9 protein-coding genes are annotated in these 13,423 nt (G+C 30.4%); 1 reads left to right on the forward strand and 8 read right to left on the reverse strand.

Going from position 1 to position 13,423, the window contains the following annotated elements; genetic code table 11:
- Nucleotides 1–63 precede the first annotated feature (63 nt).
- The 4 genes from AC2GW8_RS08945 to rnpA are packed head-to-tail and all read right to left on the reverse strand — an operon-like array spanning nt 64 to nt 4,857.
- Nucleotides 64–1,137 (reverse strand): hypothetical protein, encoded by a 1,074-nt coding sequence (locus AC2GW8_RS08945; RefSeq protein WP_440879530.1) that lies wholly within the window; start codon nt 1,135–1,137, stop codon nt 64–66.
- The gene (locus AC2GW8_RS08950) at nt 1,124–2,824 is read right to left on the reverse strand and encodes a DUF6909 family protein (protein ID WP_440879531.1); all 1,701 of its coding nucleotides are present in this window, start codon (nt 2,822–2,824) and stop codon (nt 1,124–1,126) included. Before AC2GW8_RS08950 ends, AC2GW8_RS08945 begins: the two co-directional genes overlap by 14 nt.
- Before the next feature lie 34 nt (nt 2,825–2,858).
- Nucleotides 2,859–4,484 (reverse strand): S41 family peptidase, encoded by a 1,626-nt coding sequence (locus AC2GW8_RS08955; protein ID WP_440879532.1) that lies wholly within the window; start codon nt 4,482–4,484, stop codon nt 2,859–2,861.
- Nucleotides 4,474–4,857, reverse strand: a complete 384-nt coding sequence (gene rnpA, locus AC2GW8_RS08960; RefSeq protein WP_440879533.1) for a ribonuclease P protein component — start codon at nt 4,855–4,857, stop codon at nt 4,474–4,476. The genes AC2GW8_RS08955 and rnpA overlap by 11 nt, the downstream gene beginning before the upstream one ends.
- A 137-nt stretch (nt 4,858–4,994) precedes the next feature.
- Here rnpA and AC2GW8_RS08965 point away from each other — a divergent pair, with 137 nt between their 5' ends.
- Nucleotides 4,995–6,173, forward strand: coding sequence for an acyl-CoA dehydrogenase family protein (locus AC2GW8_RS08965; protein WP_440879534.1), 1,179 nt, complete (start codon nt 4,995–4,997; stop codon nt 6,171–6,173).
- A gap of 398 nt (nt 6,174–6,571) precedes the next feature.
- On the opposite strand, the gene glpK is transcribed toward AC2GW8_RS08965, so the two are convergent.
- The 4 genes from glpK to AC2GW8_RS08985 all read right to left on the reverse strand — a co-directional run bounded on the left by glpK (nt 6,572) and on the right by AC2GW8_RS08985 (nt 13,284).
- A complete protein-coding gene (glpK, locus tag AC2GW8_RS08970) occupies nt 6,572–8,059 on the reverse strand; it encodes a glycerol kinase GlpK (RefSeq protein WP_440879535.1) in 1,488 nt (495 codons plus the stop codon).
- Nucleotides 8,060–9,157: 1,098 nt separating this feature from the next.
- Nucleotides 9,158–9,835: a response regulator transcription factor gene (locus AC2GW8_RS08975; protein WP_440879536.1), complete on the reverse strand. Its 678-nt coding sequence runs from the start codon at nt 9,833–9,835 to the stop codon at nt 9,158–9,160.
- Complete coding sequence (locus tag AC2GW8_RS08980; protein WP_440879537.1) at nt 9,828–11,627, reverse strand: tetratricopeptide repeat-containing sensor histidine kinase; 1,800 nt, start codon at nt 11,625–11,627, stop codon at nt 9,828–9,830. Before AC2GW8_RS08980 ends, AC2GW8_RS08975 begins: the two co-directional genes overlap by 8 nt.
- Before the next feature lie 10 nt (nt 11,628–11,637).
- Complete coding sequence (locus tag AC2GW8_RS08985) at nt 11,638–13,284, reverse strand: glycerol-3-phosphate dehydrogenase/oxidase (protein WP_440879538.1); 1,647 nt, start codon at nt 13,282–13,284, stop codon at nt 11,638–11,640.
- Nucleotides 13,285–13,423 lie beyond the last annotated feature (139 nt).

Genomic DNA, 13,423 nt, shown 5'->3' on the forward strand with positions numbered 1-13,423 from the left:
ATAGTTTTATTTCATTTTTATTATAAAATATGAACTGAAAATAATTAAATTATTCTTTTTAAATCAATTTTGTTTTTCAATGTGGCTTTGTATATAATCTTTACGAATACTATATTTTTCCAAAAATTTATTAAGTTTAAGTAGCAGTAAAATAAATACCATAGAAAAAAAGGAAAGAAATGCGAGTTGTACAGATCTATTTTCATAAACCCCATTGATTCTGTATCCAATAACTTGAAAATTTGAAATCACATTTATTACCTCAGACTTTTCTGTTTTTTCCTCACTAACATTCTTAAGTTCTTTATTTATTTCAAGAATTGTTGAAAACAACTCTAATTCCTTTTCTTTATTTACTTTTTTTGTATCTCCTAGATTTATATTTATTCCCTGATGAGAAACTTTTGAGCCACCCAAAAGAACTTTTTTATAGGTATCATGTAATGAATCTGTTTGCTTTAAATTTTTTCTTAACAAAGCATCAGTCCTATTTAAATTCTCATTGGTTAATTCTTTTAATTTATTAAAATACTTGTTTTTAGTAACAGATGAAATAATTATTTCATCCAACTTGGAAAAAACATCCTGTTTTGATGATTGCACTTCAATATTATGCAATTTGTAATTAAACTTATTAAATGTCTTCTTAAAATCAGAAAAAGGGTAGCTTTTAACCGCAATTGTATCTATTTGAAGAATTAATTTATCATAAGTTACAATAAGATCTTTACTATCTATAATAGGTTCAACTTTAAATTGTTTCAATGATGATGCTTCTTCTAAATCTATCCCAAATGTTTCTGATAAAATACTTATTTCTTTCTGTTTAACCAGGTTATTGTAGAAGTTAACATTACTATATAACTGCCTGGCACTATTGAAGTTTGTTTGAACCAGAAGATTAGAACTATACTTAGTTTCTTCATTCAGTTCTATTATAAGTCCAATGATAGCCCCCATTGCAAGGGCTATCCCTAGTACTTTATAATTTTGTTTAAAAAAAAGTAAACTCTCAATCAAAAAATAAAAAATATTTTTAAAACCATTTCTTATTAACATCAAAAGTTTAGAAAAACCTTTTCCAATTATTGAAAATAATGATCCTAAGTCCGCTTCTTCCTCCTTATAATTGCTCATTGCATTTAAAAATTTGTTCAAGAATTTTTTGAGTAATGGCATATGTAGGAGTAACGCCACTCATTCCTAAACCTCCAGATGCTAATGTTGCCCCTGTTTCTAGCGGATTATCTGATGCATAATAAGCATATCGGACTTTAACCTCTTCCGAAATATTTCCTCTTATCCTTGAAGCAGATTGAATTGCTTTTTGATAATGAGCTCCTTCCATCTCTAACCCAATAACATCCCAAGTTGAATCATGAAAGAATTTTAAAAGGTCCTTATTTTGTAATGAAGTACCTAGAACAGTAACCATAGATCCGTCAAAAACTTCAACGCCAAATCCCTCTAAGTCTTCTTTTGATAATTCATTTTTAAAAGGATAATTATCTGCTGTACCTTCAAAAATATGAGAAGTTGGAATCATTATATCTCCTTTACCTCCCTCTAAAATTCCTGCTTTTCCCATAATAGACACAGATTCAACATTTAAATGAATATCTAAATCATTAACTTTATATGGTTTCAATAACTCATCCATTGTTTCATATGCTTGTTCTCCAAAAGCATAATCCATAACAATAATAACCGGTTTGTCATTAGACGATTCAGTTTTATTTAAATAAGTAGTATTTGAACTCAATTTTTCTGTATCAATAACTTGAACATTGATATTGGTACCTGAAGTATCTTTCAAATAAATCAATCCATTTTCAGAAGCATATTTCTTTACTTTAGTTTGTAAGTTTTCACTCGAAGAATTACTCAGTAACTCAAAAAGTTCAAAAAGTTCCTTCGTTTTAGCTTCCTTTGGTAGTGCATTTTTTGCATAAATTGTATTCATTACACTATGCATATTAGCACTAATGATATGGATGGGTCTATTGATTAAGTTATTTTCTAAGAGTGTGTTTTTTATGTTATTTGCCCATACTTCACCATAGAAATGACGACCAATTTCATCAATTAATATAGAACTAAACTTAACAGATCTTTTTTTGTCATGAACTACCTCATTTATAGCAAGTTTACCTAACCAATAAATTAGATGTAGGAAACGATTAGGATTTTCATCTGAGCCGAAAGAATTATAACTATCGTAAACCTCATCATAAGTTCTACCTAGAATACTTGCTAGATGAACAATCATTACATCTCTTTCTTGGTCCAAAAGAGTTTTATTATAAATTACCGTTTCCTCCAAATGAGTCCATTCTCTTATGAACTTTTCTTTTGAAGTGCCAATCATTACTCTATCTTTAATTTTATGGGACTCAATAAATAGAAAAGTTAAATGTGTAAGAATATCATATATCTCTGAACGTCCTCTAGTTATTTCGATATTCATTTGATCTTTATCTATTCTGTAGCAATTTCTTCTTCTTTTTGGAGGAATTATTACTTCAAAATTAGAATTTCTATAACCTTCGTCTGCCGTTAAGTTAATAAATTGACACTCTTCAATTCCTTCAGGTAATCTTTCTATTACATAAGTTAAGCCATTTAATTCTGTTTTTTTCTCTGTAATAGAACCATATATTTCAGGCCTTAATGCTAACAACGATTTTATTAGTGTTTCTCCTGAAACTCCCATTGGTTTATAAAATCCACGACTAAAAAGGTGTCGCATTGAAATATACAAACGTTCAATCGCACTGGTTGACTCCTGAGCCCTTGTTCTTTCTTTCTGATTTGGTTTTGACATTTGTTTAATCAAGTATTAGGTTATATAGTTTGTTTTATTTTTTAAGTATTGAATTATACCTATCCTCATCATTGAGTAATTCTAAGGCCTGTTTAATTACTTCATCATTTCGTAGTTGATGCCTGTACATACCTTCTCTATAGTAAAAGTTCTTAACTATTTCTTTTTCTATACTGGTCATAATTACATCCTTATTTTTATTGATTTCTTTTATTTTATCTTGCTTTAGTTTTAATTGAAGACTTTCATACTCTTTCTCTATTTTTTTTTTGTCTTCAATAATTTTATAAGCTTTTTTAAAAAGCTTTTCTTCTTTGGTTACAAATGCCGTATCTTTTTCAAATAAAAAACTCTTAAACATCTCAAAATCTGACTCTTTAAATTTGTACTTTAATGAATCAATTATCCCAATTTTACTGGTATGCTCTTCTACAAAAGTAAATATTGCTCTCGATTTCAAAAGAGCTTTTGTCGATTCATTTTTATCAACATACTTTGATGATACATCTGGAGTTACCCCTCCTCCATCATATACAGTTCTTCCATTTTTAGTTTTAAACGAAGAAACTTCTCCGTCAGAAAATTTCGGAACTTTTTTTGTTTTAGGATCTCTATTTGAATAATCTAATTCTTGGATACACCTTCCACTTGGTGTATAATACTTGGAAATTGTAATTTTAGCTTGTGTTCCATAAGTAAGGTCATAATATCTTTGAACCAGTCCTTTACCGAAAGAACGCTTTCCTAATACAATAGCTCTATCATAGTCTTGTAGAGCTCCCGAAACTATCTCAGAAGCTGAAGCCGAACGATCGTCAATTAAAACAACTAATGGGATCTCTTTATCTAATGGTTCTTTACTTGTTTTATAAATTCTACTATTTTTTTTTGTTTTACCCCTAGTGTCAACAACTCTTTCTCCTTTGGGTATAAATAAATTGGTTATATTAACAGCATCAAAAAGAGAGCCCCCCGGATTACTTCTCAAATCAAATATTAGCTTACGCATACCTCTTTTCTTCAAAGAATCAATGGCTTTTTTAACTTCATCTGTTGCTTTTCTATTTATAAAACGTGTTAAAACAACATAGCCTGTTTCTTGATCTACCATATCAAAAAAAGGTACAGGATTAACAATAATTTTATCTAATTCTATTTCAACATTTTTGATTGCTTTTTTTGATTTAACCTTCAAAGAAAGTTTTTTTCCAGGAGTTCCTTTTAGCATTTGAGATAGCTGTGCTTTTTCTAAACCTAACAAAGGTTGACCATCAACTTCAACAATAACATCACCTGGTTTTAAATTAGCCAAATCTGCAGGAAAACCCTTGTAAACTTCTGTTAGGACAACCCCTCTTTTTGTATAGAATGTCGTTACGCCGATACCTCCATACTCACCTTCTCTTCTTATTCTGGCATCCTCGACATCCTGTTCATTATAAAAGTTAGTATATGGATCTAAACTTTTCAAAGTATTTTTAATAGTCTTATCGGTAAAGTCACCTGGATTAATTTCATCGATATAATTCATGTTTATTTCCTTAAACAATGTATTGTAGATTTCTATCTGCTTAGCAATTTCAAAAAACCTAGACTGGAAGGAAAAAAAAACTATTATCACAATCGTTAAACTCCACGTAAAAAACCTTTTATTTTTCATCTTTATTTATTTCCGTTATAAAATTGGTTAATAGTTTTTTCATTTTCATTTCAATTTCAAAGTACCCTCTATCTTCTTTCGCAAGATAAGAAATCATAAACACAAATTTTTTATTAGACTCCGAATAAATAGTGTGTTTTTCTTTACGATAACATTCTCTTAAGAGTCTTTTAATTTTATTTCTATCGACTGCTCTTTTAAAATTTCGCTTTGGTACAGAAAATCCTATTTGCACAGGGTAGTTTGAAGTGTGTTCAATTTGTAAATAAACCATTCTAAGAGGAAAAACTTTAATAGACTTCCCCTCATCATATAACTTAGCTATTATTTTTTTGCTTTTTAGTCGCTCTTCTCTTCTTAAAGTAAATCTCATAATATACAAACATACATAAACCTTCTAGGATTAACCATTTTTTTGATTATTTTTGAATCTATCATGTTTTTTTATTAGTTACTAAATTTCTATAAATCTTTCAATTTTAGTAAATTTATTTGTTTAAAAACAGACTTATGAAACCTGATTTATTTCAATCTCCTGACTACTATGGAGTAGACGATTTACTTTCTGAAGAGCATAAATTAGTTAGAGACACAACACGCAAATGGGTAAAGAAGCACCTTTCACCCATTATTGAGGATTATGCACAACAATCAAAGTTTCCAAAAAAACTAATAAACGGACTTGCCGAAGTGGGTGCTTTCGGACCATATATTCCCGAAAAATACGGTGGTGCTGGTTTGGACCAAATTTCATATGGATTAATTATGCAAGAACTTGAACGAGGCGATAGTGGAATTCGTTCTACCGCTTCAGTACAATCATCTTTAGTAATGTATCCTATCTTTAATTATGGAAATGAAGCACAAAGAAAAAAGTATCTTCCTAAACTTGCAAGTGGTGAATGGATTGGTTGCTTTGGGCTAACAGAACCTAATCATGGATCCAATCCTGGGGGGATGGAAACCAAATTTAAAGACATGGGGGATCATTATTTACTTAATGGTTCAAAGATGTGGATTTCAAATTCCCCAATAGCAAATATAGCTGTTGTTTGGGCTAAAGATGAAAATGGGAGAATTCATGGACTTATTGTTGAGAGAGGAATGGACGGATTTTCAACACCTGAAACACATAATAAATGGTCATTACGAGCTTCTATTACTGGTGAATTAATTTTTGATAATGTCAAAATACCTAAAGAAAATTTACTCGAGGGTAAATCTGGGCTTGGTGCTCCACTTCAATGTCTAGATTCAGCAAGATATGGTATTTCATGGGGAGCACTAGGAGCCGCAATGGACTGCTATGATACTGCTTTACGTTACGCAAAAGAGCGAAATCAGTTTGGTAAACCGATAGGTCAATTTCAGTTACAGCAAAAAAAACTGGCTGAAATGATTACTGAAATTACCAAAGCACAACTTTTAACTTGGAGACTTGGTGTACTAAAAAATGAGGATCGTGCCACTTCTGCTCAAATTTCAATGGCTAAAAGAAATAATGTCGAAATAGCATTACGTATAGCTCGTGAAGCAAGACAAATTTTGGGCGGTATGGGAATTACAGGTGACTACTCTATAATGAGACATTCTATGAATCTTGAAAGTGTTGTAACCTATGAGGGGACACACGATATACATTTACTCATCACTGGTCTAGATATTACTGGCCTAAATGCTTTTAAATAAAAGGAGTGTTCTAAAACGAAAAAACTTTTAGAACACTCTCACAATCAACTATTAAAATCGGCAACTAATAGCCGCTCTTTTTTTCAAATTTCACCAACATCTAAAGAGCGGCTAATCACCCTAAAAAATACCAAATACTATGAAAAACATTAATTTATTAGCGCTTATATAAGTACTAAGTAATAATGTAGTATATCCATACTTTTTAAGGTAAAAGTAATATTAATTAGGCCTGTAAAAAATGACTTTTATCAGTATTTCAAAAATTTTGGCTTTAACTAATCGTTAACCTATTTAAATACAAAAAATTTATACGTTTTATTTTCAAATTCGTCTTAAAAATATAAAATTAAAAGCCTCTAGTTAACTAGCCATACAAAACTGAGAGATCATTATTTTTAATCAATCCAATCTTTTGTTCTTTCCACAGCTTTTTGCCATTTTTTATAAAGATTTAATCTCTTTTCCTCTGTTATAGATGGACTAAACTCAGAACTTAATTTTCTATTATTTTCAATATCCTCAAGGTTCCAAATCCCTACTCCTATTCCTGCTAAATACGCTGCCCCCATTAAGGTTGTTTCAATAATTTCTGGTCGCTGAACAATAACATTTAAAATATCAGCTTGAAACTGCATTAAAGTATTATTAACACAAGCCCCACCATCAACTTTCAATGATGTTAATTTTGTTTTACTATCCTTTTGCATAACTGAAAGCACATCTTTTACACGATAAGCTAAAGAATCAAGTGTTGCTTTAATTAGATGTTCTTTTCCTGTGTCTCTAGTTAAGCCAAAAACAGCTCCTCTGGCATTCATATCCCAATAAGGAGCCCCCAAACCCGCGAATGCGGGTACAACATAAACAGGATTTTCTCCTTTTATTTTATTCGCAAAAAACTCACTATCAGAAGCCGTTTTTATTACCTCTAAACCATCTCTAAGCCATTGTATTGCTGATCCAGCCACAAACACGCTTCCCTCTAAAGCGTAATAAACTTTATCTTCTACTCCCCAAGCAATCGTTGTAAGTAATCCATTATCGGAATATTCAATATCTTCTCCTGTGTTTAACAGCATAAAACAACCCGTTCCATAAGTGTTTTTAGCTTCTCCTTTTGTAAAACAAGCTTGGCCAAAAAGTGCTGCTTGTTGGTCTCCTGCAATACCTGAAATTGGTAGCTGAACTCCTTCATAAGAATAGTGCCCATATAAAAAACTTGATGGCTTTACTTCTGGTAATATATTCTCTGGAATATTTAACTCATTTAATAATTTAGTATCCCATTCTAGTTCTTCTATGTTATAGAGCATGGTCCTTGAAGCATTACTATAATCAGTAGCATGAACTTTCCCATCAGTAAGATTCCAAAGTAACCATGTATCTATTGTTCCAAATAATAAATCTCCTTTTTCGGCTCTATCTTGAGCTCCTTTAATATTATTTAAAATCCAATGAATTTTTGTTGCCGAAAAATAACTATCAATAACCAATCCTGTTGTTTTTTTGATGTATTCAGCTAAACCATTTTTATTAAGATCATTACACTTATCAACTGTTCTTTTATCCTGCCAAACAATTGCATTGTATATAGGTTTACCTGTGCTCTTATCCCAAATCACCGTTGTTTCTCTTTGATTTGTAATGCCAATACTAACTATTTGAGAAGCATTAATACTTTGCTCACTAATAACCTCTTTTAAAGTTGCTATTTGAGCCTCTAAAATTTCTATTGGATCATGCTCTACCCATCCTGGTTGCGGAAATATTTGCGTAAGCTCTTTTTGACTCATAGCAACTATTTTTCCCTCTTTATCTAAAATGGCAGTCCTTGAGCTTGTAGTTCCTTGATCTAAGGCAATAATGTATTCTTTTTTTTGCACGTAAATAATTTTAATTGTCTTTAAGTTAATTAAGATTAATGACGATATCATTTTCTTAATCCAACACCAGCAATTTACAATTTATATCAAAAAAAAAAACTCCTCAGGGAATATTTCCCAAGGAGTTCTTTAAATAATTAATTTGGTTCGTAATGTTTGCTTAATGCCTTAGCGCGTAACTAGCACCTCTTCCAAACTCAGTAAGTGTCAATAATAAACTTCGTAGTGCTAGATTTATTTTTTTTACTAATGATTTCCCCATAATAATAAAATTTAATTCGTTTGATTTTTTATATTAAAACAACATTGTAAATATATACCTAACAATCAGCCTATAAGAAGGGATAACCGATACATATTCCGTACTTTTCCGCCGTGAATTAAATCTATTTAAAAAATTACAATAAGTACCTCTATTACATAATGCTATATAGAATTAAAAATAAAACTATTTGATACGTATAAAAACCAACAACCCCTAGAATTTTTTCAATCCTAGGAGTTATTTTATAAAGTAATCAGTTTAGATTGTTAGATCTTCTTAGTTTCTTAAAGCATAACCTGCCCCTTTACCGAATTCACCAAGTAATAGTAATAAGCGGCTCAAAAATAGTCTTGTCTTTTTTATCAATAATTTCCCCATAATAAATAAAGTTTTAATTCCTCTTATTTTTTGTGCTTTAAAAAGTCACATTGTAAAGGTATCAACTATAAACAACACAAATAATGGGATAACCGACACGTATAATGCGATTTACCGTTAAAAATAAAGCTAATTAATAGTTTATGAGAAAATGGAAGGCATGAGAATGTACGAAAAAAACCTTCTAGACTAAATATTCCCAGAAGGTTTTGTTTTTCCCCTTAAATTGTAGATTTATTCCTAATAAACCTACAATGCAAAGATAAAACAGTTTTTATTTTTACTCAAAAAATTCATGAAGTTTTATGGTTAAAATGTTTTTCTAAAAAGAGAATTTATTTTTTAGAACAATCAATTCATATTCTTCAAAAGTCATAAAACATTTGGAGTGTTATTTTATATTAAATAGGAACTCCCAAATAAACAGCAACACACAATAAATCATTCGAAAATAATTAATCCAAAACACCTAATTCTTTCGCTTTTAAAACTAAATCTGTATTGTTATTTGCATTAAAATCAGTTCTCAGTTTTGCAAGTTTACTTTCAATTGTTCGTATTTTAACTAATGAACCATCTGGTTTGGTAATTTCGCCTTCTAAATTTGATATTTTAGTGTGATTAGGCAATTCTTTTAGAATTTGAATGGCAACATCGTCCATCTGAATTTCAACAAGTGTTCTTTTCATTAATTTTTCATGAATGTCATGTGTATAATAAACCTGATCAGACATCATTTTTTGAATCGCAAAATTCAATTCTACAGTATTGCACTGTCCTTTCAAAATATAAGCTAACGGTTTTAAGTTTTTTACAACATTAAAAACCCTATTTGTTTCAGAATGTCCAGTGATTACGCCTATTTTTATAGGCACCTTATCTTTCTGTAAAGCTTTGATTAGACTCTCACCCCCATCAATTGCAACATTTTTCTTACCTACATCAAAACTTAGATCGGTAAATAAAATGTGAAATGGATCTATTGCTAAGCTTGATTTTATAAGTCTATAAGCTTCATCACAAGAATTAGTGGTTGTTATTTTTAATCCATCAATATCTTTTAGGTAGGAAGTAATTCCTTCAATAATCAATTGATGATCGTCAACGAGTAGTAGTTTTAATTTATCAGACATCTAATGGTATTTGAATATCGGTCTTGGTTCCTACTCCTACAGTGCTTTCAAGTATGAAAGTTCCTTGTAACTCTTCAACTCTTTCTCGTAGATTGTATAAACCTATTCCTTTTTTTCTGACCTTAGTATCGAAGCCAATACCATTGTCAGTTATATTCAAAAATACGTTTTTTTTGTGTACTAGAAAAGTTACGATCACCTCTGTTGCTTGCGCATGTTTTTTACTATTTTGAACACTTTCCCTAATACATAAATATAAGAGTCTTTTAACTGCATCATTTACTGTTGACCAATCATGATTTTCTATGCCTCTTATTATAATTCGAAACTTAGGTTCAAAATAATCACTAATTAAATTAATTAACTGATCTTTAAAGCCAACTTTCTCGAAAGGCACGCTACTTAATTGATGGGAGAGGTTTCTTACATTATCTTTAATTGCATTTAACTTATTTGCCTCTTCGTTTAGGCTAGATTTTTCAAGCTTTTTATGAAGTAATCGTAAATCTCCCGCTACTTCATCATGAAGAGCTTTTGCTATTTGTTTTCGCTCTTGTTCTCTTGCTAAAACTTCATGTAACTTTGTTTGGTATATAAGTTTTCTTCGTCTAAAAACAAAAATTGTTATTGTAAAACCTAAACCTAAGAAGGCAATAACAGCCGCTAACCAGCCAACCAGCTTTTGTTGTTTTTGTCTAATAATTTCTTGTTGTTTTTTATCTGTTTCGTAACGAATTTTTGCAAATTGATGTTTTAAACTTCGTTCTTTATGAAGTAGACTATCATTTAACTTAAGATACTCTTTAAGATATCTTTTTGATTTTTTACCTGAAGTTAGCTCTGCCAACTTTCTTAAAGACTCTATTTTAGTTCTATTATAATGTACTTCGTTGGCATTTTTTAATGCTTCCTTTAAATTAGCTTTGGCTAATCGAAGCCTTCCTTGATCTTTATAATAATCTGCAATATTCACGTAGGTATTACAAATTAAACGATCATTTAAACTATCTCTTATTTTTAGTACCTCCATATAGTTACTCAAAACATTTTTCTTATCACCAGATAGAAAACTACTCGCTGCTAAATTTTCTAGCAGACTCGCGTAAATTGATGGTCGTTTTTGTCTAACATCTTCGACATTTAAACCTTTTTTAAAATACTCTATTGCTTTTTTATGTTCGTTTTTTCTCTGATACAATCGACCAATATTATTTTGTATCCACATGTAACCTCTTTCTTTAGTCCAAACACTCGAAATTTTACTATTAATCTCTAAAGCTTTATTAAAATATCTTAAAGCATCTTCATATTGATTAAACTCATCAGAAATAATCCCTAGATTATTGTAGATAATAGATAAATCTATATAGACACTTGATGACTTAATAGATTCTAAATAATTTAGACCTTCTATGGAACTTACTTCGCTTCCAACAAAGTCTTTTGCTTCACTTTGTAAAAAAGCAATACTTATTAACCTCTTTGCTGCTTCTTCAAAATCACCCGTTAAAACTGAAATATTCTTTGATTCATGATGATAATAATATGAACTGTCAGGACTATGCTTTAACTGAAACCCTTCCGCTTTAAATTGATAATATTTTGCTAAAGCAATTGAATCCTTTTCATTAACGTAAAGATCCCATAAAGCATTTGTTACTTTTTGTAACTTAATTGTATCTTTTTTTCGATAATGCGATATTCCCTCACGACTAAGTTTATCTCTCTTAGAATAATCTACTTGAGAAAACAACTCAATTGTTATTAATAATGATACAAAGAAAAAACGCATTAATTTTTTTTTATCTGAATTGAACTGTTAATTCTATATTTCTATCCAAATCCTTTTCATGCTTCTTAATATGTTCAGCATTCCATTTAAAATAACTTGTAAACTCATCAATAATGTATTTTTTATTCCTGTCTACACTCGGTTTATCAAAAAATAAACGTCCTGTTCTTCTCATGAAGAAATCAGTAGGTGTGCAAGTCATTTCGTGATGAATGGTAAACCAAATTTCAGCTTTCAACAACCTTCTTTCACTGTTAGCTTCTGATAACTCATCAAACTTATCTAATATTATAGCCACTTGCTTTCCATAGTTATAAACGAGATAATCTGCATGCTGCTCTGTAAACCCATGAGATTTAATTCGTTTAAACACTTGCTTACAATATAATTTTACAGATTTAAAATTTTGAAATGGACCTCCCGATAAAACAATCTCTTCAGTTTGAATTGGATCGAATTCAATTTCAAATCGACGTTTCATCTTTTTTGCCACTAAATCAACGATCCGTTCTGCCATTTTTCTATATCCAGTCAACTTACCTCCAGCAATTGAAATAAGTTTAGTGTCTGAAACAAAAATTTCATCTTTTCTTGATAATTCTGAGGCTGACTTTCCTTCTTCATGAATTAGTGGTCGTAAACCAGCCCAAGAAGATTCGATGTCTTCCATTGTCAATGAAATGTCAGGAAACATGTTATTCACAGCTTCTATTAAATACAAAGCATCAACGATGGTAGTTTCAATATTATCTTTGTTTTCCTGATAATTTGTATCGGTAGTTCCAAAATAAGTTACTCTACCTCTTGGTATCGCAAACATCATACGACCATCAGGAATATCAAAATAAACTGATTGCTTTACTGGTAGCTTTTCATGCGGAACTACCAAATGAACTCCTTTTGTTAAATGCAAACGTTTACCTATTTTTGAGTTGTTAATTTGTCTCAATTCGTCTACCCATGGTCCTGCGGCATTCACTACGTATTTTGCTTTAATATCAAATAAAGCATTGGAAAACACATCACATACTTTTGCCCCAACTACTCTTTTATTTTCATAAATAAACTCTTTTGCTTCAATATAATTAATAATTTGTGCATTATACTGATATGCTGTTTTTAAAATTTCAATTGTTAGACGAGCATCATCTGTTCGATATTCAGCATAATAACCTGCTCCATTTAATATTTCTGTTGGTAATAAAGGTTCTTTTTTAAGTGCTTCTCCTTTATCAAGCATTTTTCGTTTATCATCTCCCTCAACAGAGGCCAATACATCGTATACTTTTAAACCAATTGAAGTCAACCAAGAACCATAAGTACCTCCTTCTATTAAGGGAAGAATCATTTTTTCAGGAACTACAAGATGAGGAGCTAATTTATGAACAATCGCCCGTTCCGTTCCGACCTCTTTTACTAACCAAAAATCAAATTGCTTTAAATAACGTAACCCTCCATGTATCAATTTTGTAGATTTACTACTTGTTCCTGAAGCAAAATCATCTTTCTCAACTAATGCTACTTTCATGCCTCTTGAAGCTGCATCAAGTGCTATCCCTGCACCAGTTATTCCTCCTCCAATAATCAGAATATCAAATTCTGTAGATTGTAATTCTTGTATACTCGTTTCTCGATTAAAAAATGAAAAATTATTCATGCTATTTAGGCTGTTTCAAACAAAAATAAACTAATAAGCGTTATTATGCTTAATAAAAATAATAGAAATAGTATTTTTTTTTTCATTCTTTTTCACAGGAGGTACCAATTATTTGAATACTGTATCTTTTTTTTAATGT

The sequence above is a fragment of the Tenacibaculum profundi genome (assembly GCF_057162725.1).

Bases quoted from the DNA above. Each gene is read 5' to 3' on its own strand.
- AC2GW8_RS08980 (WP_440879537.1), bottom strand. From the start codon at position 11,627: ATGCGTTTTTTCTTTGTATCATTATTAATAACAATTGAGTTGTTTTCT.
- AC2GW8_RS08975 (WP_440879536.1), bottom strand. From the start codon at position 9,835: ATGTCTGATAAATTAAAACTACTACTCGTTGACGATCATCAATTGATT.
- AC2GW8_RS08955 (WP_440879532.1), bottom strand. From the start codon at position 4,484: ATGAAAAATAAAAGGTTTTTTACGTGGAGTTTAACGATTGTGATAATA.
- AC2GW8_RS08985 (WP_440879538.1), bottom strand. From the start codon at position 13,284: ATGAATAATTTTTCATTTTTTAATCGAGAAACGAGTATACAAGAATTA.
- AC2GW8_RS08950 (WP_440879531.1), bottom strand. From the start codon at position 2,824: ATGTCAAAACCAAATCAGAAAGAAAGAACAAGGGCTCAGGAGTCAACC.
- AC2GW8_RS08945 (WP_440879530.1), bottom strand. From the start codon at position 1,137: ATGAGCAATTATAAGGAGGAAGAAGCGGACTTAGGATCATTATTTTCA.
- rnpA (WP_440879533.1), bottom strand. From the start codon at position 4,857: ATGAGATTTACTTTAAGAAGAGAAGAGCGACTAAAAAGCAAAAAAATA.
- AC2GW8_RS08965 (WP_440879534.1), top strand. From the start codon at position 4,995: ATGAAACCTGATTTATTTCAATCTCCTGACTACTATGGAGTAGACGAT.